Below are 20423 nucleotides of genomic sequence, written 5' to 3'. Positions count from 1 at the left end.
TGCTGTTGCGGGGGGAGAGGGGATTGCGGGAGTTGCGGGGGCGGCGGGGGTCACCAGGTGACCGGCAGCTCGTGCACGCCGTACACCGCCATGTCCTCCTTGAACCGGAGCTCCTCGTCGGGCACGGCGGTACGCAGCGTGGGGATCCGTCGGGCGACGCCCGCATACACCTCCTGGAGCTCAACCCTGGCGAGGGACTGTCCCAGGCACTGGTGCGGCCCGTAGCCGAAGGCCAGATGGCCGTGGGCGCGCTCGGTGGGGTCGAATTCCTCTCCGGGGCGGAACCGTCCGGGGTCGCGGTTGGCCACGTTGATGGCGGCGATGACGCCTTCCCCGGCGCGCACGAGATGGCCGTTGACGTCGACGTCCTCGACGGCGATACGGCGGATGCCGCGCTGCACGATGGTCAGATGGCGCAGCATTTCCTCGACCGTGTCGGCGAGCCGTCCGGGGGCGTCGCCCTCGCGCAGGGCGGCGAAGTGGCCGGGGTGCCGCAGCAGGGTGAGCACACCCAGCGAGATCATGTTGGCGGTGGTGTCGTGTCCCGCGGTGAGCAGCAACAGGGCCATGGCGGCGAGCTGTTCATGGTCCATGGCGCCGGTGCGGAGGTGCTTCACCGCCATCCGGCTGACGAAGTCCTGCTGGGGGGCCTTCTCCCGGACGGCGACCAGGGACTCCAGGTAGTCCTGCAGTTCCTGGCGGGCCGCCGCCGCGGTCTCCGTCGTCCCGCCGATCGCGTTCATGGTATGGGTGAGGGAGCGGAACAACTCCCGGTCCTCGAACGGCACTCCCAGGAACTCGCAGATCACCGAGAGGGCGACGGGGAGGGCCAGCTCGCCGACCAGGTCGGCCGGGGCGGGGCCTTGCAGCATCCGGTCCAGGCAGCCGTCGACCACCGCGCGCACGGTAGGACGCAGGGCCTCGGCGCGCTTCACGGTGAACTCGCCGAGCACCAGCCGCCGGTAGTGGTCGTGTTCCGGGTTGTCCATGATGAGCAGCGTCGGGGTGACGGCCGTCTCGGCGAGGGCGACGGCGCTGGACAGCGGGTAGCCGGGGCGGCTCTTGTCGGCGCTGAACCGCGGGTCGGAGAGCACGACCCGGGCGTCCTCGTAGCGGGTGAACAGCCAGGGCCGGACCCCGTTCCAGATCGTGACCTGGGGGACGGTCCCTCCGGAGCGCACCCTGGTGACCTCTTCGGGCGGTGCGTAGGGGCACTGGCGTGCCATGGGGTAGAGCAGTTCACCGGTGGCGGGTGCGGTGGTCATCGGTTGGTCTCTCCGGTCGTCGTACCGAGCGCGGCGGGCGACTGCCGCAGGAAGTCCCACCACCGGCCGATGAGCGCGTCATCGAGGTCCGGTGGGGTGATGCCGTGCGTCCGCAGCGCGGCGAGGGTGGCCCGGTTGAGGTGGCGGACGCCGCTCGGGTGCGGGGCGTCGCGCAGTTCCCTGAGGTGTTCCAGGTAGGCGAGGGCGGGCAGTTCGGACCCGGCGGCCGCGGCCGCGTCGAGCCGCTGGATCCACTCGGCGAGGTCCACCGGGCCTGTGGGGCCGCCGCCGCGTCGGTCGTACGGGGCCAGGAAGGCTCCGAGATCCAGCTCCTGGGGGTGGTGCAGGTGGTAGACGGCGCCGGTCTCGTCGTCGGCGAGGGCCAGCGTCACCAGGGCCCGCGCCATGACGTCGACGGGCAGCACATCGAACGTCAGCCGTGGGTCGGCCGGGTAGCAGCCGAGTGCCGCGGAGCTCACCAGCAGCCGGGTGAGCATGTCGTCGATGCTCAGCGCGCCGTTGCCGGTGGCGCCGCCCGCCCGGCCGAGCCGGTAGACGCGGGCGTGCGCGCCGCGGGCCACGGCCTGGGCGACGAGCCGCTCGGCCGCCCATTTGGTGGCCGCGTAGCCCCGGCCGCGCGGGTGCCGTTCACCGTCGACCGGGGTGGCCTCGGTGATCGTCCGCGGACGACCGTCGGCCGTGAACACCCCGAGCGTGGAGATGTGGTGGAACCGGGCGGCCCGGCCCGCCGCCGCGGCCTTCAGCAGCTCCTCGGTGCCCCGGACGTTGGCGGCGGCGAGATGCTGGAAGCCGGAGAGGTGGTGCACCTGGGCGCCGACGTGGAAAACGGCGCCCGCCTCCCGTACCGCCCGCTCCCACCCGGTACCGGCCAGCCCGAGGCCGGGCCGTGCCAGGTCGCCCGGGACCGGCACGATGCGGGGGTCGTGCGGGTCCATCCGCAGTCCGTAGGCGGTGACGGCGGCCTCGATGCGCCGGCGCGCGGCGCGGGGCGAGTCGGCCCGTATCAGGCACAGCACAGGGTCGTCGGTGCGGTCCAGCAGTTCCTGGAGGACGTACGCCCCGACGAAGCCGGTGGCGCCGGTCAGCAGCGCGGGTCCGGCGGGGGCTGCGGCCGGGCCGGTGAAGTGGAGGCCCGGATCGAGTACGGCGTCGGCCGGGCCCACCGTGGCCGCGGCCCGGACGTCCCGGCCCGCGGTCCGGGCGGCTGTGGCGCGGACGGTCGGCACCGCCAGGAAGTCACGGACCGGGATGCGGGTGCCGCACTCCCGCTCGATGAGGCCGAGCAGCCTGATGACGCGCAGCGAGTGCCCGCCGAGCGCGAAGAAGTCGTCGTCGAGCGACCCGACCCGGCCACCGAGGACCTCTTCCCACAGCCTCAGCATCCGGCGTTCGTCCGCGCTCGCCCCGGCCGCGGGGTCCGCGCCCACGGGGGCGGTCCCCGCGGCCGGGAGCCGGTCGCCCAGTCGGGCGGCGATCGCGTTGCGGTCGGCCTTGCCGTGGGTGCTGGTCGGGATGGCGTCGACGGGGACGAGGTGCCGGGGAACCATATGGGCGGGCAGCAGCCGGGTGAGATGCTCGCGCGCCTGCCGGGCGTCCGCGGGTCCGACGTGGACCGCCGCCAGTTCGGCGTCCGGTCCGCTGCCCAGGACGACCGCCACCGCCTCCTGCACTCCGGGGTGCGTCGCCAACGCGGCCTCGATCTCGCCCAGTTCGATGCGGTAGCCGCGCAGCTTGATCTGGCCGTCCAGCCGGCCCAGGAAGTCGAGGTTCCCGTCGGGCAGCCGGCGCACCCGGTCGCCGGTGCGGTACAGCCGTTCGCCGGGGCCGACCGCCGGGACGGTGGTGAAGAGCTTCGCGGTCTGCTCGGGCCGGTTCCAGTAACCGTGGCCGACACCGGCGCCGCCGAGGTAGAGCTCGCCGGGAACACCGGCGGCGGCGAACCGGCCGTACCGGTCGATCACATGGGCGCGGGTACCGGGCAGCGGGCGGCCGATCGGTACCCGGGCCCGGTCGTCGTCCGGCGCTGCCCGGTAGGTCGTCGCGAGGATGGCGGCCTCGGTCGGCCCGTACCCGTTGATCACCACTCGGTCGCGGGCGAAGTGCCGGGTGTCGTGCACATCCGCGGGCTCACCCGCCACCAGCAGCACGCGTACGTCCGCGAGATCGGGGCGGCCCAGGGCCCGTAGCAGCGAAGGGACCGTCACCATGACGGTCACGCCCCGCTCCCGCAGGAGGCGGGTGAGGGCCGCTCCGTCGCCGCGTGTGGTGTCGTCGCAGAAGACGAGGGTGGCGCCGGACACCGGCGGCATGAACTGCTCGTACACCGCGACGTCGAAGCCCGGCGAGGTGAGCTGGAGCCAGCTGTCCGTGGCGTCGAAGGGGTGCCGGGCCAGGTTCGCATACAGCGTGTTGACGACCGAGCGGTGGCCGATCACCACACCGCGCGGGCGGCCGGTGCTGCCGGAGGTGTAGATGATGTACGCCGGGTCGTCCGGGGCCGCGCCCGGGGCGGGCAGACCGGCCCTGGGCTCGTCGGCGGGTTCCGTCAGCCGGTCGATGTCGAGCACCGCGGTCGCCTCGGGCACCCGGCGGAACAGCGCGTCGGCGAACTCCTTGGCGGTCACCAGGACCCGCGCCTGTACGTCGTCGACGGTGTACCGCAGCCGCTCTGCCGGGTAGGTCGGATCGAGCGGAACGTACGCCGCACCGGCCTTGAGCGCGCCGAGGATCGCCATGATCAGGCGGGGCGAGCGGTCCAGGCAGATCGCCACCCGGTCACCCGCGCGGACGCCGTGCTCGGCGAGCCGGGCCGCGACATCGTCGCTGAGCCGGTCGAGTTCCCGGTAGGTGAGGGTGAGGTCGTCGCTGACGACGGCCGGCTTGTCGGGCCGGGCGGCGGCCTGCCGGGCGAACAGCTCGTGCAGCGTGGCCTCCGGCGCCTGACACCACTGCTCCTGGTCCAACTCCGCTAGACGGACTATGAGTTGGCGCTCATCCGGCGCGGACAGGTGCAGTTCGCGAAGGGTGGTGTTCCCGTCGTCCGCGAGCCGGTCGAGCACCGCGATGAGCTGTTCGCCGAGCTGCCGGACGGTGTCCGCGCGATAGAGATCGGTGCTGAACTCCAACTCGACGCCCATCACATCGCCGGTTTCCTGGAAGGCGAAGGAGAGCTCGAATTTGGCGGTGTCCGGCGCCGCCGTCGGCCAGGGCGCGGTGTCGGGGCCGAAGGCCGGCAGCCGAGGGGGCCGCTGCTGGTAGTTGACGACGGCCTGGAAGGGGACCGAGCCGCGGGCCGGGCCCATGGCGCCCAGGTCCCGGCAGGCCGTCTGGAAGGGCACGTCCTGGTGGCGATAGGCCTCGACGCAGGCTTCCCGGACCCGCTTCAGCAGGGTCGCCACGGAGGTGTCGCCGGAGGCACCGACCCGTATCGGCAGCATGTTGACGAAGTAGCCGATGAGCCGCTCGGTGCCGGCCCGGCCGCGACCGGTGGCGAGGCCGCCGAGGCAGAGGTCGTCCCGCTCGGCGTATGCGGACAGCACGGTGTAGACCCCGGCCAGGCAGAACATGAACCGGCTGACGCCGTGTCCCCGCGCCGCCTCGGCCAGCCGGGCGGTCTGTTCGGGCCCGATCCTGAGGCGTACGCGGTCCCCGGCACCACTGAGGACAGCGGGGCGCGGAGTGTCCGTCACCAGGTCGAGCGCGGCGGCCCCGTCGCCCAGGGCCGCCCGCCAGAACTCGCGTGCGGCGGCGGACCGTTCCGGAAGGCGGTCGAGGGAGTCCAGCACATGGTCGGCGAAGGACAGATCAAGCGCCGGGAGATCCTGCGACGGGAGCCCGAGTGACGGGAGATCACGCGGCGGCAGACCGGACGCGTCCGGCTCAGGGTTCAACAGCGCCCTGTAGAGAGCGGACAGTTCATCGAAGAAGAGGTCCAGCGACCAGTCGTCCGCGATGACATGGTGGATGTCGAAGTGGACCACGGTCCGTACGGGATCAAGGCTGAGCACCAGCGTGCGGACCAGCGGGCCCGCCGGGTCGGCGGTGGCGGACTGCGCGATCAGCTCCCGGGCCCGGGTCTCCCGGCCGGCCGCCGGTGTGTCCCCGAGGTCCAGGTGGCGCAGCGCGGTGCCCGGGTCGGCGGACGGGGACTGCCACCAGCCGTCCGCGTCCTGCTCGACGGCGGTACGCAGTGCGCGCTGCCGGTCCGCCAGCCGGGTCAGGGCGGTGCGCAGCGCGGATACGTCGATCGGCCCCCGGACGAGGAAGGTGCGGGAGATGTTGTAGCGGCCTCCGGGCGCCGCTTGCTGCTCGAACCAGATGCCTTCCTGCCCCGGCAGGAGGGGCACCCGGCCGGTGGCTGCCGTGCGGGGCGCCGCCTGGCGGGCGGGCTCCGCGGCGTCGATGCGGGCGGCGAGCGCCCGGACGGTGGCGGCTTCGAGGAGTTCGGCGACGGAGAGCGCGATACCCGTGGCGCGCTCCAGACGGGCCAGGACGACCATGGCGGAGAGCGAGTCGCCGCCCGCGGCGAGGAAGTCGGTGTCCGGGCCGGCCGGTCCGCCGAGCACCTCGCGCCAGACGGCCGCCACCGTGCCGACGGTGCCGGCGCCGGAGCCGGCCCCATCGGCCTGCGCGGCCTGTGCGATCTGCGCGCCCTGTGCGGTCGGCGTGAACTTCCCCTGTTGCGCCAACAGTTGGCGGTCGACCTTCCCGTTCGCCGTCACAGGGATCGCGGCCAGCACCGTCACAGCAGCCGGAACCATGTGGGCGGGCAGCAACTCGCCTGCATGGCACAGCAGTTCAGCCTCCGACACCGACCGTCCGTCCGCCGGGCAGACGAACGCCACGAGTCTGCTGAGCGGCGTCTCACCGTGCACGACGACCACCGCCTCGCGTACCGCCGGATGCCCGAGCAGCGCCCGCTCGACCTCGCCCGGTTCGACCCGGTGCCCACGGATCTTGACCTGGTCGTCGAGACGGCCGAGGAAGGCCAGATTGCCGTCCGGCAGCAGCCGCACCCGGTCCCCGGTCAGATACGCCCTGCGGCCGGGCCTGCCCGGCTCGGGTATGAACCGCTCGGCCGTCAGCTCCGGCCGGCCGAGATAGCCCCGGGCCACCCCGGTGCCGGCGATGCAGAGTTCGCCCTCTTCGCCCGGCGCCACCGGTCGGCGGTCGGGGCCGAGTATCTGCACGGACGCGCCCTCGACCGGCCGGCCGATCGGCACGTCGGACCGGCTCACGCTGCTTTCCTCGACTCCGCCCATCACATGCCAGCAGGCGTAGACGGTCGTCTCCGTCGGCCCGTAGCCATTGACGATCCGGCAGCCCGGCAGCGCCCGCAGCGCCTGCCGTACCGACCGCGGATGAGCCCGGTCACCGCCCGATATGAGCAGTCGCAGCCCGCGCAGCTCGGGCGTGATGTGCTCCACCGCGAGCCGGAAGAGCGGGGCGGCCAGCCGCAGCACGGTCACACCGTGCCGGGTGACGGCGCGGCCGATGTCGTGGACGGTCGGGTCCGGCTGCTCGGGCAGGACGAGCGTCGCGCCGTTCAACAGGGCGCCCCAGATCTCGAACACCGAGGGGTCGACATGCAGCGGGGCCAGTTGCAGAAAGACATCGTCGGGGCGGAGCCCGGCCGTCGTGCCGTGCACCAGCGCGAGCATGGAACGCTGCTCCACCAGCACGCCTTTGGGCCGCCCGGTGCTGCCCGAGGTGTAGATCACGTAGCCGAGCGCGTCCGGGCGTTGCGGCACCGGGACACACGGGGACGCGTCGCCGGGCACCGACCCGTCGGTGCGCTGGGTGAACTCGGCGAGCTGGGTGAAGTCGGCGAAGTCGATGGAGCCGATAGAGCCGATGGGGTCGATAGAGCCGATGGAGTCGATGGAGTCGATGGAGTCGATGGAGTCGATGGAGTCGATGGAGTCGATGGAGTCGATGGAGTCGATGGTCCGGATCTCGACGTCCTCGGGAAGCAGAGCACGCAGCCGCGGTACGTCCTCCCCCGCCGCGAACACCGTACGGGCTCCGCTGTCCTCGACGAGCATCCGAAGCCGCGCATCGGGCGCGCGCGGATCCAGCGGCAGACAGGCACCCCCTGCCAGGACAACTCCCAGCAGCGTGGCGATGGTTCCCGGTGAACGCGAAGCACAGATCCCGACGAGTTCCTCGGGTTCCAGGGTGCCCGCGAGCCGTCCGGCGACCGCCCCGGCCCAGTCGGCCAGCCGGCGGTAGCTGAGCCGTAGGTCGCCGGCGATCAGGGCGGTGCGGTCCGGGTGGGCGGCCGCGACCTCCCGGAACGCGCCGCTCAACGTGTCGGCTGTTTCCGTCATCGGCGCGTCACCCGCGGGGAGCGTGCAGCGCCTCGACGACGCTGGCGGTGTCGTAGAGGTCGAGGTAGCGCGTGATCAGCCCGTCCCGGACGGTGAAGACATTCATCCACTGCGCCTCGTACCGGGCGTCGTTGGCCAGGATCCGGGTCCTGCTGTAGCCGAGGACCACCACCCGGTCCCCCGCGTCGAGGTAGTCGTACGCCTCGCATTCCTGGACCTCGATCAGACCCCGGACGATGCCGAAGAATTCCCTGAATCCGGCGACTCCGTGGTAAGTCCCGGCCCAGGGAAGGGACTTGGGGCCGTGGTAGACCCACTCGAAGTCGTCGGAGAGCAGCGCCTCGATGTCGTCGAGCCGGCCCTCGTCGAACAGCCGGAAGAACCGGCGGATCACATCGACGTTCTGTTCGCTCACGAGTTGCTCCCCCTGGCGCCGGACACGACACCGGACATGGCACTGGACATGGCACTGGACTTGCCGCCGGACTTGGGTGCGGCGCTCCGGCCCCACGGCAGGGCGCCGCGGAGCGTCTCTTCCGCATGGAACCGGGCCACTTGCGCGAGCAGCCGGTACGGGCTGGTGCGCGAGAGTTCCTGGGCGCTCCGCATCACCTGACGGATCTCGTCGTCCGTCGCGATCAGCGGCAGCAGGAAGACGTCGTAGACGACGAAGGCCCTGGCCCTGGTGACCCACCAGAGCATCATCGAGAAGGTCATCAGCTCCCCGTCGGGCTCGATGAACCGGCGCAGGAGGCGGGGCAGTCGCACCTCGAACCGGCCGAGCAGCCCCTCGGCGAACCGCCGCCCGACGCTCGGTGAACGCCTCCGCATACCGGCGATCCCGGTACGCACCACCTCGGACAGCGCCGCGACCCGCCGGTCGAGCTGGAGGGCGTCGACCTGGGCGATGGCCTGGAGCGCGAAGTGGGCGCCGAGGCGGTTGGCGTGATGTTCGCGCAGTTCGCCGACCAGCTGGGGGTTGGTCTTCGCAGCCGCCTCGTGCACGGCGTCGGAGACCAGGGCCGCGCCGGTGGGGAAGCAGCCGTAACTGAGCGCCTTGGAGAGGCTCATCAGGTCGATCTCGGGCAGCCGTCCCTGGTGGGCGAAGCGCCGTCCGCACCGGTAGAAGGAGGTCAGCACCTCGTCGACGCCGACCAGGTAGCCCTGGTCCGTCCGGCCGCGGGCCACCACGTCGAGCAGCGCATCGGGGATCGGGCCGTAGGAATCCGAGCTGCCGTGGACCAGCTCGATCCAGACCAGGCCGACGTGCCCCGAGGCGATTTCCGCACGGAATTCGTCGGCGGCGCGCGCCGAGTACGGGTCGATGTAGACGATGTCCTCGTAGAGCGGCGCAAAGGGGGCACGGGTCTTGGTCGCGGCCGTCGCCAGCAGCGACACCAGGGTCTTCCCGCCGTAGTTGTGCTTGAAGACGACGATCCGCCGCTTTTCGGGGCGGGCGAGTCGGGCGAGGATCAGCGCGTTCTCCACCGCCGAGGCGCCGCTCACCGCGGGAAAGGCGTGCGGCAGCCCGGTCTCCGCGGCCAGCACCCGTTGAAGCTCGGCCACGTAGTCGCGGTCCGGGTCGTGTTGGCGTACGACATCGGTCAGGGCATCGGTCGGGTTGTGGCCGTTGACGCCGAGGCCAGCGCCGCACAGCCCGTCGACCAGGTCCAGACGGCGGCCGGAATCCAGCTGGACGGTGAGCCGGGACCCCTTGGCGCGTACGACGTGCAGTGCGCCCCGGAGCTTGCGGTGCATCCGCACCGTCATCGGGTTCACATGGCGTGCGTAGAGGTCGAGGGTGCGCTGCCAGTTCCGTGCGGTCGCGGCCAGCACGCGGTGCACCGGCGCCGTGTCGTCGCCCTCCCACCTCCGGAGCAGCGAGCGCTTGACGGCGCGCATGGCAACCGTGTTGCCGCCGTAGGTGTTGGAGTGGAGAAAGCCGGTCGCGGGCGTGCTCCACGGGGCGAACATGTCGTGCGTACCGATGAAGGCGCCGAACGGGATCTCGTAGCCGGTCAGCGATTCGCCGACCACGACGAGGTCGGGCCGGGCGGCCGACAGCGCCGGGGACCGCGGCTGCAGCGGGTCGGCGTCGGTGAGATCGAGGGCGATGCGGGCACCGTGGGCGCGTGCGAGCTTCACGAGATCGGCGAGCTCCGCGGGGTCGACGGACTCCGGGTCGCGGAGGACGAGGCCGCAGTACGCCCCTGCCGACATGGCGGTGCGCAGCTCGTCGGGGGTGGGACAGGTGGCGAGGCCGGGTACGAGGGCGCGTTCGGGTCCCTCGCCGAGCGGGTCGGCGCGCCGGCCGAGAGTGCCGTCGGGGTCGAGGACGAGCACCCGGCCACCGTGGGTGCCGGCGGCGGCGAGGGCGCGGTGGCGCAGCAGCTTGACGGCGCCGTGCAGCGCCTCGTAACGGGAGTTCGCGAAGAAGCTCCGGTACGCCGTGCCGGGCGGCGTGCCGCCGAGTTCGCGCACCAACTCGCTGAGCAGAAAGCCCACTTGGGCGGAGTCTTCGGTGACGAACCAGGACGGCATCGCGAAGATCGGATGCTCCTGTTCGATCAGGTCGGCCAGGATGCCGAGGGTCTCTCGGCCCGCTGCCCGGAAGTACGGCGCGGGGGTGCCGAGACCGGAGTCGGCGTACGTGACCGGGTCGGAATTCATGGATTCGTCGGAATTCGTGGACAAGAAAGCACCAATCCCCGTGATGGCTGGGTGGATGTACGCGTACGACGGGACTTTGCGGGCACGCCCTAGCGGACCGCCCAGCCTCGGTCGCGCAGAGCCTCGGTAAGTGGGCGCGCCGCGTCGGGGGCGACGAGGAGCTCGACCGATCCGAACGGCGACGCCGCGACATCCGGGAGCAGCATGTCCTCCAGGTCCACCCGTGCCTCGCTCACATCGTCGAGCAGCCGCTCCAGCCGTCGGTTCTGGTCACCGAGGGAGACCGAGAGCGAGGTGGGATGGCCTGCCCCTCCGCCGCCGAGGGTCGTCGCGATGCGGGCCCGGCCCTCGCTGCCGCGCCGCAGTATGTCGGTCAGGTCCGCGAGGGCCGCGTCCTGCTGCCCCGGTCCCCCGTCGGTCAGCCGGTCCAGCGCCTCGGCCGTTCTTTGCAGGTCCGCGGTGAGCTCCGCGAGCAGCACACTGACGGCGGCGGCGTTGGCGGCGAGGATGTCGGTCCACAGCCTGGCGTCGCCGGCCGCGATCCGTGTGACGTCCCGCATGCCGCGACCGGCCAGCCGCACCGCGTAGTCCTCCCCCTCCAGCAGCCGGGCCGCGGTGAGGCTCGCCATCAGGTGGGGCAGATGGGAGATCAGCGCCACCGCCCGGTCGTGGTCCGTCGGGTCGAGCAGGACCGGAACGGCGCCGCACAGCGAGACCAGCTCCAGAGCGCGGTTGAGGGCGGTCTCGCTGGTTTCCGGGGTCGGAGTGAGCACCCAGTGGCGGTCGTCGAACAGATCGGCGCGGGCCGACAGCGGGCCGGAGCGTTCCCGTCCGGCCAACGGATGCCCGCCCACCAGGGCGGTGGTGTCGCATCCGAGGGCCAGGCATTCGGCGTGCGGCAGCGCTTTGACGCTCGCCACGTCCGTGTAGACCTTGGCCAGTTCGGCCTTCTGGTGGTCCGCGATGGTCCTGGCGACATCCGACGGCGGGACACAGATGACCGCGATGTCCACGGGTGCCGACGGTGGTTCGGGCGTCCCCGCGCCACGCGCGACGGCGATCCGCACGCTACGGGGGTCGCGGTCGATCAAGTGGGTGGTCACTCCCCGGCCGGTCAGTGCCAGGGCGATCGATGTGCCGATGAGTCCAGTGCCGACGACTGCAGCGGTGTGCAAGGGTTCGCTCCTCGACCGTGGTGAGATGGACGGCGCACCCGTCCCGGCCCATCCGTGAGGTGGACGGGCCCGGACGGAGCGGGGAACGGGCTACCGGTCGGCCGCGCTCTGCGCCGCCGGCTCCGCTGGTGCCGCCGGCTCCGCAGGGAACCGGTTGCCGGTCAGGCGCCGTATCAGCGCCGGGTTGGTCAGCATCACGGCGTTGCCGACCAGGATCAGGAAGACGCCGGCCAGGTCCCGCGCCGTCCAGTGGAATTCCTCGAACACCGTGGACAGCAGCAGCGCCACGATCGGGAAGAGCACCATCGCGTAGGCCGCGCGCTCGCCGCCGATCCGGCCGAGCAGCGTGAGATAGGCGCCGAATCCGATCACCGAGCCGAAAATGGCCAGGTAGACGAGCGAGCCGGTGTACTGCAGCGTGGGGGTGAACATGGCGCCGTCTCCGAGGAACGCGGCGAACGGGGCCATCAGCAACGCCCCGTACCCCATGGCGTACCCGGTGCCCTGGATCACCGGGATGCCCGCGGCCTGGGTCTTGCCGGAGACGACGTTGCCCAGGCAGAACACCAGCGTGCCGAGGGCCGAGAGGAGGATGCCCTGCCCCGATCCGGAGGAGAGGCCGAAGTTCTGGAACTCCGGCCAGAACACCGTGGCGATCCCCAGCAGCCCGATCCCCCCGCCGATCAGCATCTTCGCGGTGATCGCACGCCGGAAGAAGACGCGGGCGAAGGCCATGTTCACCACCAGCGACATCGCGAAGATGATCGAGACGAGGCCGGTGGTCAGATGCTGTTCGGCGAAGTAAAAGCAGACGAAGTTGGTGGAGAACATCAGCCCGCCCATGAGGACGAACTGCCCGTGCACCCGCAGCGGGTAGCGCAGCGGCAGCCCGCGCAGCCGCGCCCACGCCAGCAGGATCACGGCCGCCAGGGCGAACCGGTACGCGATCGACGCCGTGGGGTGCACATCCCCGAGCTGGCCCTTGATTGCCAGCCAGGTGGAGCCCCAGATCAGCACCGTCACCACGTAGAGGACGGCGTTCACAGGCAGCTCCGTTCCAGGAGAGCCACCAACCGGCTGGCGCCCTCGGCGACTTGAGAGGGAGTCAGATAGCTCAGGGACAGCCTCAGCTGATAGCGGCCGCCGCTGTCCGGATCCGGATAGAAGTAACTCATGGGCGTCCAGATCACTCCGTGCTCGCGGGCGGACTCTTCGAGCAGTGCGTTGTCCGCCGGGACGGGGAGGGTCAGGGTGAGGAAGAATCCGCCCTCGGGCGAGTTCCAGTGGATCCCCGCCGCCTCGCGCCGTTCCGGAGGCAGCAGCCGGTCGAGACAGTCGAGCAGGACCGTCAGGTTCTCCTGGTAGAAGTCGGCGGCCGGCTTGTTCGCCTCCCGCAGGCGGAAGTCGTGGCTGAGGAGCATGCCCCCGATGACCGCCTGGCTGAGCGCCGGCGTGTTCACCGTCACCATGCCCTTGATCTTGGACAGTTCGTCCGCCAGGAGTGTGCGGCTGCCGTCCGGCGCCTGAACATGCTGGTCGGCGACGACGTAGCCGACCCGGGCGCCGGGGAAGCAGGTCTTGGCGAAGGACCCGAGGTAGATCACTCGCCGTCGGCTGTCCAGCGCCTTGAGCGTGGGCAGGCCGGTGCCGGTGCGCGTGAAGAAGCCGTACGGGTTGTCCTCCAGGAGGAGCAGGTCCTCCTCCTCGGCCAGTTCGAGCAGACGGTGGCGCGCGGGGAGGGGCAGGCAGGTGCCGGTCGGGTTGGAGAAGTCCGGCACCAGGTAGAGCGCGCGCGGCCGTTTGCCCGCCGCGCGCAGGTCGGCGACCGTCCGCCGCAGCACCTCGGGGTCGATCCCGTGCTCGCCCTCCGGCACATGCACGGTCTCGATGTCCAGCAGCCGGGCCGCTCCGGTGATCCCGACATAGCAGGGAGAGGAGACCAGCAGGACGTCCGAGGGGTTGCGGAACAGCGCGCGGAGGGTGATGAACATGCCCTCCTGGCAGCCCACGGTGACGACGAGGGACTCGGGGTCCGCCTCGATGCCCTCGTCGTTGCGCAGGGCGCGGGCCACCAGTTCATGGATCTGGCCGTTGGTCCGCCCGTACTGGAAGAGCAGCGTGCGGACCTCGTCGGGGGTGCGGCCCAGTTCCTCGGAGAGATGCCGCTTGTAGGCGTCGAGGTAGGAGCCGATCCGCTCGACCTCGAACAGCCCCTCATACGGGCGGCCGGGGCCGAAGGAGATCGCTTCCGGGTAGCGGGAGGTGACTTCGTTGAGGAAGTTCATCACCTCCATGAGCGGGTCGCCGAGCGAGTCGTGCAGCTCACCGGACGACAGCACGGTGGTGGGGGAACCGTGGCTCACCGGGGGTCCTCCCACAGGACGGGGCAGAAGTCCGCGTCGGTGTAGTCGGGGTTGCCGAGCTCGTCCGCGCCGACGAGGACGTCGTTGTTGTAGACGACGTTGTCGCCGGAGGACAGCTCGTAGGGCCGCCACTGGTTGGTCCGGTCCTGGAGGTGCAGGGAAATGGCGCGGCGGGGGCGGTCGCTGACGTTGTATCCGCTGCCGTGGTAGGTGCGGCAGTGGTGGAAGCTGATGTGCCCCTTGGGGATGTTCACCGGGACCTTGCGGACCTCCGCGTTGTTGAAGGCGGCGTTCTCCGAGAGCATCTCCTCCAGCTCGGACCGGTCGCGGTCGGCGAAGTGGCGGCTGGTGGAGTCGTCGCCGCCGGTCTCCTTCCAGCGGTGGCTGCCGTCGATCATCGTGATCGTCCCCATCTCCTCGTCGCAGTCGTGGAATGGGATGAAGGCGGTGAGCATCTCGTCGGAGGAGCAGGTCTGCCAGTAGTGGCGGTCGAAGTGCCAGGGCACGATGTTGCGGTCGTCGTCCGCGCGCGGCGGCTTGTGGATGAGCGTGCTGTTCCACAGCCGTATCTGGCTGGTCTCCGCGATACGGGCCGCGACCGCCGCGATGAGCGGCTTGGCCAGGATGCTGCGGATGGTGTCGTCCTCGTAGAAGATGTAGTCGTTGTGCCGGTGCACATCGCCCTGCGAGGGCTCCCAGTACGCCAGGCGCGGCGGCCGCGTCGGCAGGGTGCGGTCCCGGTGGCCGGCGTAGAAGCGGTCGGCCGCGGAGTTGAGAAGGTCGACCTCCTCGTCGGTCAGCAGCTTCTTCGACAGATACCAGCCGTGCTCCTGGTAGAACTGCACCTCTTCGTCGGACGGCAGGAGGTCCCGCTCGGCAGCGGTCAGCGCAAAGCGTGCGTCGTTCGTCGTCATGCCATTTCCTTGTCGTTCGAAGTGAGGTGGTACGGGAAGTCGGCGGAACGGTGGAGGAGTTCCCGGGTGATCGTGTCGAGGCCGGGCCGGCCGGTCAGCGCCATCGCCTCTTCCAGCTCCGCGCGGAGCGTGGCAAGGACCCGTTCGACGCCGTCGGCGCCGTCGACGGCGAGGCCCCAGAGGACGGGGCGGCCGACGAGCACCGCGCGGGCGCCCAGCGCCAGTGCCTTCAGGACGTCCGTACCGCGGCGGATACCGCCGTCAACGAGGACCTCGCACTGGTCCGGCACGGCCTCGACGACTTCGGGCAGCGCGTCCAGTGCCGGTATGGCGCCGTCGAGTTGGCGGCCGCCGTGGGTGGACACGATCAGCCCCTCCACCCCGAGTTCGGCCGCCCGCCGGGCGTCCTGCGCGGTGAGTACGCCCTTCAGCACCAGAGGCAGGCTGGTCAGCGAGCGCAACCAGGCCAGGTCCTCCCAGGTGAACGCGGCGTCATGGTGCCGCTCGGCGTGTTCGGCCAGGGTCGAGCTGCCGGAACGGCCGTGGTGCAGTCCGGCCCGCTGCCCCTCGTCGAGATTGGCCGGCCGGACGTACGACGGCAGGCTGAAGCCGTTGCGCAGATCGCGCTCCCGGCGGGCCATCCGTGGGGTGTCGACGGTGATCACCAGGGCCCGGTAGCCGGCGGCCTCGGCACGGCGTACCAGGGACTCGGTGACCTTCCGCTCGCGGAACACATAGACCTGGAGCCACAGCGGGCCGGTCGCGGCGCGGGCGGTCTCCTCCAGCGTCTTGCTGGCGAAGGTGCTGGTGATGGTGAGCGCGCCCGCCGCACCGGCCGCACGGACGGTGGCGGTCTCGCCGTCCGCGTGGACCAGTCGGTGAAAGGCCATGGGCGCGATACCGACGGGGAACGACACGGGCCTGCCGAGCAGTGTGGTGCTCAACTCGCAGTGCGACACGTCGACGAGGGCCCGAGGGCGCAGCCGGTAGCGGTCGTATGCCGCGCGGTCCTCGCGCAGGGTGACCTCGTCGCCGCTGCCGCCGGCAATGTAGTCCCATACGGACCGGTCCAGCTTGGCCTGGGCCGCCGCCGCGTAGTCCCGCGGGGACGGCGGCACCTCCGGCTCCAGGCAGTCGGCCCGGTCGGCCCGCGCGGTCATGCGCCGGCCCTCGCCACGGCACCGGCCGGTACGGCGGCGTTCGGGTCCTCGGCGCGCTCGCGCTCCACGGCCTCGTAGAGGGCCTTGATGTTGCCGCTGCCGAAGGTGCGTGCCTCAAGCCGCTGGATCAGCTCGAAGAACACCGTCCGGCGGGCGTAGGGAGAGCGGGTGAACACCTGCACCAGCTGGCCCCACTCGTCCCGGTCGGCCAGCAGCCCCAGCTCCTGCAGCACCGTCGTGTCGATGTCGACCTCGATGCCCCGCTCGGCCAGTGCGGCGTAGTAGCCGGCCGGGGTCGACAGCAACTCCACTCCGGATGCGCGCAGTTCGCGGGCCGCCCGGACGATGTCGTCGGTGCCGTACGCGACATGCTGTACGCCGGGGCCGTCGAAGCCGTCGAGGAAGTCGTTGAGCTGCCCACGGGCGCCGACGGGGTCCGGCTCCACCATGGTGAAGGTGACGCCCCTGGTCTCGTCCTGTACGACCTTCGAGGCCATCGCCTGACCGCCGACGACTATGTACTCGTCGTAGGTGTGCCGCAGGCCCAGCGCCCGCTGGTAGAAGTCGACCATGGTCTCCAGCGAACCGGCGCGCAGGCACAGGGCGAGGTGGTCGACCGAGCGCAGCAGTTGGGGCCCGGGGGCGGCAACGTCGTCAACGGGCCGGTATCTCGTGGGCAGGAAGGGGCCTGACGGGTCATCACGCTGCACGAGGGAGTGGACCAGGTCGTTGGTCTGGGCGATGGTGGCCCGCGTGACCCGGCCGGTGGCGTCCTCGAAGGTCTCCGGTTCCGCGACGGCCTCGGCGCCGGCGGCCAGCGCCCGTTCGAAGTCGCCGACCGCATCGTCCGTCCGGAGAGCCACATCGCGCACCCCGTCGCCGTGCCTGCGCACGAACCGCGAGGCCGCGTGGTCGGCGTGCAGGGCGGAGGTCAGCACCAGGCGGACGCCGCCGTGCGCCAGCACCAGGGAGCGGGCGCCGGCCAGCCCGGTGAGCGGCCCTGCCTCGGCCACCACCCGGAACCCGTAGGTACCGCAGTAGTAATGGGATGCCTGGTTGACATCCCCCACGAAGAACTCGACATGGTCGACGGAATGGACAGCCACGGTGATCCAATCACTCGTTCAGAAAATGTGGGGAAGTTTGCTGAAATTTCAGGAAGTCAAAGGCACGTCTTGGTCAAGGAGACGTCTTGGCCAAGGGCGCGTCTCGGTTGAGGGGGTGTGAGGGGGTGGAGACGTCTTACGGAGCGACCGGCATCCGGCGCCGGCGCGGCCGTTACACCGCTTCCGTCGGCTCGGATTCCGTTGCGTCGGCGAGAGCGCGGAAGATATAGGCGGTCGAGGTGGCCCCCGGGTCCTGGTGGCCGATGCTGCGCAGCCCCAGATACGACGCCCGGCCCTTTCTGGCCTGCATCGGGACGGTGGCCCGCATACCGGCCTCGGCCGCGTCGGCCGCGGCGTGGGCGGCCGTACAGAAGTCGGCGCCGGAATGCGCCGCTTCATGGAAGGCGCGGTACGCGGGGGCGTATGCGTCGACCATGGTCTTGTCTCCGGGAACCGCAGCGCCCAGTTGCTGAAGCTTTTCGAGCGCCGCGGCGAGCGCCGCCGCGAACCGCACAGCGTCGGCGCCGGAGTCGGCCTCGGAGTCGGCGCCGAGGGCCTCGCCGAGGGCCAGGAACGCGCTGCCGAACAGCGGACCGGAGGCGCCCCCGACCACGGACACCAGGGTCTTGCCCGTCGTCACGAGGATCTCTTTGGCCGAGGCGGCGGTCGGTGTCCCGTCGTCGAGAACCGCGCGCACCGCGCCGAAGCCACGGGCCATGTTGGCCCCGTGATCGCCGTCCCCGATGGCCGCATCCAGTCTGGTGAGGTGCTCCTGGTTCCGGCTCATGGCCGAGGTGATGTTCTGCACCCATTCACGGGCGAGCGAAACATCCACCGGTACTCCTTCGGGTATGCGGTTCGTCGTGCACTTCGCAGGGGCGAGTCCCGGAGCTGCGGGAGTGGTCGCGCCGTGTTCCGCGAGGACTGCGTTGGCCTCGGCGAGGACAGGGAAGCCCAACAGGGCCGTGTCACCAGGGAGGTTGACGGAGGGTATGCACACCGGCCGCCCGAAGACGGTACGGGACTCGGCTAAGTTGACGGGCTTCTTCGCAGTCTTCCGCATGGCAGGCGCTCCCTCGCTCCCCCGTGATCGCAGCCTTGAGCGGTGAGTCGGACCACTCACGTGTTCCGAAAGCTGTTCGGCATTACCGAATGACCACGGGAAGCAAAACCCACCGACCCCGGCCCCGTCAAGGGCTTGTTACACAGTGGTTCCGCAGGCGGCCGATCTTGGTGGAATGACTATCGTTACATGGCAAGTTGATGAACCCTCAATGAAGTCGAGAGGGCCCCGAAGGGCGTCAGCCGCTGGCGCGCAGACCCGCGTTACGCGGCGCGCCGAGATCTCGTGACAGGCTGCGGGCAACTTCACGGACCGCGATGGCGCACTCCTGACGTGCACTGTCGACGAGCAGCCGCTCAACAGGACCCACCAGGCCGAGGCCGCCCACGACCTCGCCAGTGCGATCGAACACGGGGGCCGCGATACCGCCGTCGCCCAGGGTCAACTCCTGGTCGTCCAGCGCGTACCCGATCTCCCGCACATTCTCCAGCTGCGTCGCGAGGCGTGCCGGGTCGTCGATGCTGGCGCCGGTGACCCGGAGCAGTTCGCCCGCCAGCAGTTCCTTACGGCGTTCGGCGGGCAGGAAGGCCGCGACGGCCTTCCCCAGGGCGCAGGTGTTCCAGGGCAGACTGGCGCCGGTCTCCAGAACCTGCACCGCCCCTCCGGGGCGGAACGCATGGTGGATGACGAGGATGCGGCGGTCCGTGAAGACCCCCACCCACACGGCGGCGCCGGTCTGGGTGGCGAGCAGATCGGCCCAGGTCACCGCGCGGGTGCGCAGCTCGTGCGAGTCGAGGTAGGCATTGCCCAGGACCACCAGGCCGGGGCCCAGTTGGTACTTGCCCGTCTCACGGTCCTGGACGACCATGCCCTCCGCCTCCAGGGTGCGCAGCAGGGCGTGCACGGTCGGCTTGGCGACCCCGATGCGGTCGGCGAGTTCCGTCACACCCAGGCGCGGCGTGGCTGTGGCGAGCTCCCGGAGAACGTGGATCGCCCTGTGCACCGCCTGGACCATGAAACAACTCCTTGTTCGGTATTGATGAACGGCGTTCCGACTCGTAGAGTCCTCGTTCATGACACCGTTGGTTGGCATCGTACTTGTGTCGCACAGTGCGGAGATCGCCCTCGGCGTGCAGTCCCTGGTCGAGCAGCTGAGTTCAGGACGCGTCGTCGTCGCCACGGCCGGCGGCACCGACGACGGTGGTTTGGGAACGAGTTACTCCCGCATCCTCAGCGCTGTGCGCACCGCGGATGCCGGCGCCGGCGTGCTGGTCCTGCCGGACCTGGGAAGCTCGGTCCTCACCGCACGCCTCGTTCTGGACGACCACCCGGACACCCATGCCGTCCTGGCCGATTCCCCGTTCCTCGAAGGAGCCGTCGCGGCCACCCTGGCGGCCGCGAGCGGCGCCGATCTGTCCGCCGTCGTCAAGGAGGCCGAGGAGGCCCGCCATATCAACAAGTTCTGACGTCACTTGAAGGGGCAGCCGACGCACCCTCATTCATCTCCCCCTCACTCGCCTCACTCTCACTCGCCTCCCCGTCACGCGTCTCACTCGCCTCAGTCTTCGGCGAGGGCCGCCTCGTACGCCTGGCGGGCGTGGTCGTCAAAGACGACGAAGCGGATCTCGTCGAACGCGTCGGGCGTCGCCTCGATCACCGCGCGGACGGTGTCGACGGCGGTGCGGGCGCCGTCGGCGATCGGCCAGCGGTAGACGCCGGTGGAGATGGCCGGGAAGGCGACGGTACGGGCGCCCAGCTCGGCGGCCACCCGGAGCGATTGCTCGTAGCAGGAGACCAGCAGATGGGTGCGGTCCTCGTGTGCGGCCCACACGGGGCCGACGGTGTGCACGACCCAGCGGGCCGGCAGCCGGCCGGCGGTGGTCGCGACGGCCGCGCCGGTGGACAGGCCGCGGCCGTACTTCGCGGCGCGCAGGTCGCGGCACTCGGCGAGGATCTCCGGGCCGCCGCGCCGGTGGATCGCGCCGTCCACTCCCCCGCCGCCCAGGAGCGAGGAGTTGGCGGCGTTGACCACCACATCCACCGCCTGTTCGGTGATATCGCCCTGGACGAGGGTGAGGGTGGCGGCGGAGTCGGGCGCGGAGTGGGAAGTGCTCATGGTGCCCGAGCCTAGGCAGGGTTGGGCAGGTCAGCCAGTTGTTTGACGGCGGGTCGCGGCTATGAGGGGCGGCGGTTCGCCCGTACGGCCAGCGGTGGGACACCGGGCGGACCGCCCGGAGCAAGACGGGTGAGCAAGCCCCTAGGTGTATTGATCACGAGCGTTGTTGACACTTGCCGGGCTTGATCATGGCGAAGACCTCCGGTGTGGTGGAGCTGTCTAGGACTGCACCGCACGGAGG

14 protein-coding genes are annotated in these 20423 nt (G+C 70.9%); 1 reads left to right on the top strand and 13 read right to left on the bottom strand.

What is annotated here, in order from left to right:
• Window positions 1-50: 50 nt before the first annotated feature.
• The 12 genes from AB0I10_RS02590 to AB0I10_RS02535 form a co-directional block, all read right to left on the bottom strand.
• Window positions 51-1265 carry a cytochrome P450 gene (locus AB0I10_RS02590; RefSeq protein WP_363150440.1) on the bottom strand — a complete coding sequence of 405 codons (1215 nt, stop codon included), beginning with the start codon at window positions 1263-1265 and terminating at the stop codon, window positions 51-53.
• Entirely contained in the window at window positions 1262-7615 is a 6354-nt protein-coding gene (locus AB0I10_RS02585) for an amino acid adenylation domain-containing protein (protein WP_363150439.1), read from the bottom strand. The genes AB0I10_RS02590 and AB0I10_RS02585 overlap by 4 nt, the downstream gene beginning before the upstream one ends.
• 7 nt (window positions 7616-7622) lie before the next feature.
• Window positions 7623-8030, bottom strand: a complete 408-nt coding sequence (locus tag AB0I10_RS02580) for a nuclear transport factor 2 family protein (RefSeq protein ID WP_363150438.1) — start codon at window positions 8028-8030, stop codon at window positions 7623-7625.
• Window positions 8027-10309 (bottom strand): aminotransferase class III-fold pyridoxal phosphate-dependent enzyme, encoded by a 2283-nt coding sequence (locus AB0I10_RS02575; RefSeq protein ID WP_363150437.1) that lies wholly within the window; start codon window positions 10307-10309, stop codon window positions 8027-8029. Before AB0I10_RS02575 ends, AB0I10_RS02580 begins: the two co-directional genes overlap by 4 nt.
• Before the next feature lie 65 nt (window positions 10310-10374).
• Window positions 10375-11460, bottom strand: coding sequence for a prephenate dehydrogenase (locus AB0I10_RS02570; protein ID WP_363150436.1), 1086 nt, complete (start codon window positions 11458-11460; stop codon window positions 10375-10377).
• A 90-nt stretch (window positions 11461-11550) separates the two neighbouring features.
• Window positions 11551-12504 carry a DMT family transporter gene (locus AB0I10_RS02565; RefSeq protein WP_363150435.1) on the bottom strand — a complete coding sequence of 318 codons (954 nt, stop codon included), beginning with the start codon at window positions 12502-12504 and terminating at the stop codon, window positions 11551-11553.
• Entirely contained in the window at window positions 12501-13823 is a 1323-nt protein-coding gene (locus tag AB0I10_RS02560) for a PLP-dependent aminotransferase family protein (protein ID WP_363150434.1), read from the bottom strand. Before AB0I10_RS02560 ends, AB0I10_RS02565 begins: the two co-directional genes overlap by 4 nt.
• A complete protein-coding gene (locus tag AB0I10_RS02555; protein ID WP_363150433.1) occupies window positions 13820-14737 on the bottom strand; it encodes a phytanoyl-CoA dioxygenase family protein in 918 nt (305 codons plus the stop codon). The genes AB0I10_RS02560 and AB0I10_RS02555 overlap by 4 nt, the downstream gene beginning before the upstream one ends.
• Window positions 14734-15897 carry an alpha-hydroxy acid oxidase gene (locus AB0I10_RS02550; protein ID WP_363150432.1) on the bottom strand — a complete coding sequence of 388 codons (1164 nt, stop codon included), beginning with the start codon at window positions 15895-15897 and terminating at the stop codon, window positions 14734-14736. The genes AB0I10_RS02555 and AB0I10_RS02550 overlap by 4 nt, the downstream gene beginning before the upstream one ends.
• Window positions 15894-17003, bottom strand: coding sequence for a 4-hydroxyphenylpyruvate dioxygenase (gene hppD / locus AB0I10_RS02545; RefSeq protein ID WP_363150431.1), 1110 nt, complete (start codon window positions 17001-17003; stop codon window positions 15894-15896). Before hppD ends, AB0I10_RS02550 begins: the two co-directional genes overlap by 4 nt.
• A 172-nt stretch (window positions 17004-17175) precedes the next feature.
• Window positions 17176-18066: a dihydroxyacetone kinase subunit DhaL gene (dhaL, locus tag AB0I10_RS02540; RefSeq protein WP_363150430.1), complete on the bottom strand. Its 891-nt coding sequence runs from the start codon at window positions 18064-18066 to the stop codon at window positions 17176-17178.
• A 238-nt stretch (window positions 18067-18304) separates the two neighbouring features.
• Window positions 18305-19081, bottom strand: coding sequence for an IclR family transcriptional regulator (locus AB0I10_RS02535; protein ID WP_363150429.1), 777 nt, complete (start codon window positions 19079-19081; stop codon window positions 18305-18307).
• Window positions 19082-19139: 58 nt separating this feature from the next.
• Here AB0I10_RS02535 and dhaM point away from each other — a divergent pair, with 58 nt between their 5' ends.
• Window positions 19140-19532 carry a dihydroxyacetone kinase phosphoryl donor subunit DhaM gene (dhaM, locus tag AB0I10_RS02530; RefSeq protein WP_363150428.1) on the top strand — a complete coding sequence of 131 codons (393 nt, stop codon included), beginning with the start codon at window positions 19140-19142 and terminating at the stop codon, window positions 19530-19532.
• Window positions 19533-19624: 92 nt separating this feature from the next.
• On the opposite strand, the gene AB0I10_RS02525 is transcribed toward dhaM, so the two are convergent.
• Window positions 19625-20182 (bottom strand): O-acetyl-ADP-ribose deacetylase, encoded by a 558-nt coding sequence (locus AB0I10_RS02525; protein ID WP_363150427.1) that lies wholly within the window; start codon window positions 20180-20182, stop codon window positions 19625-19627.
• Window positions 20183-20423 lie beyond the last annotated feature (241 nt).

Source organism: Streptomyces sp. NPDC050636 (genome assembly GCF_040654775.1).
Lineage (GTDB): Bacteria > Actinomycetota > Actinomycetes > Streptomycetales > Streptomycetaceae > Streptomyces.
The sequence above is the reverse complement of the archived record's forward strand: the minus strand, read 5'-3'. Positions and strand labels throughout refer to the sequence as shown.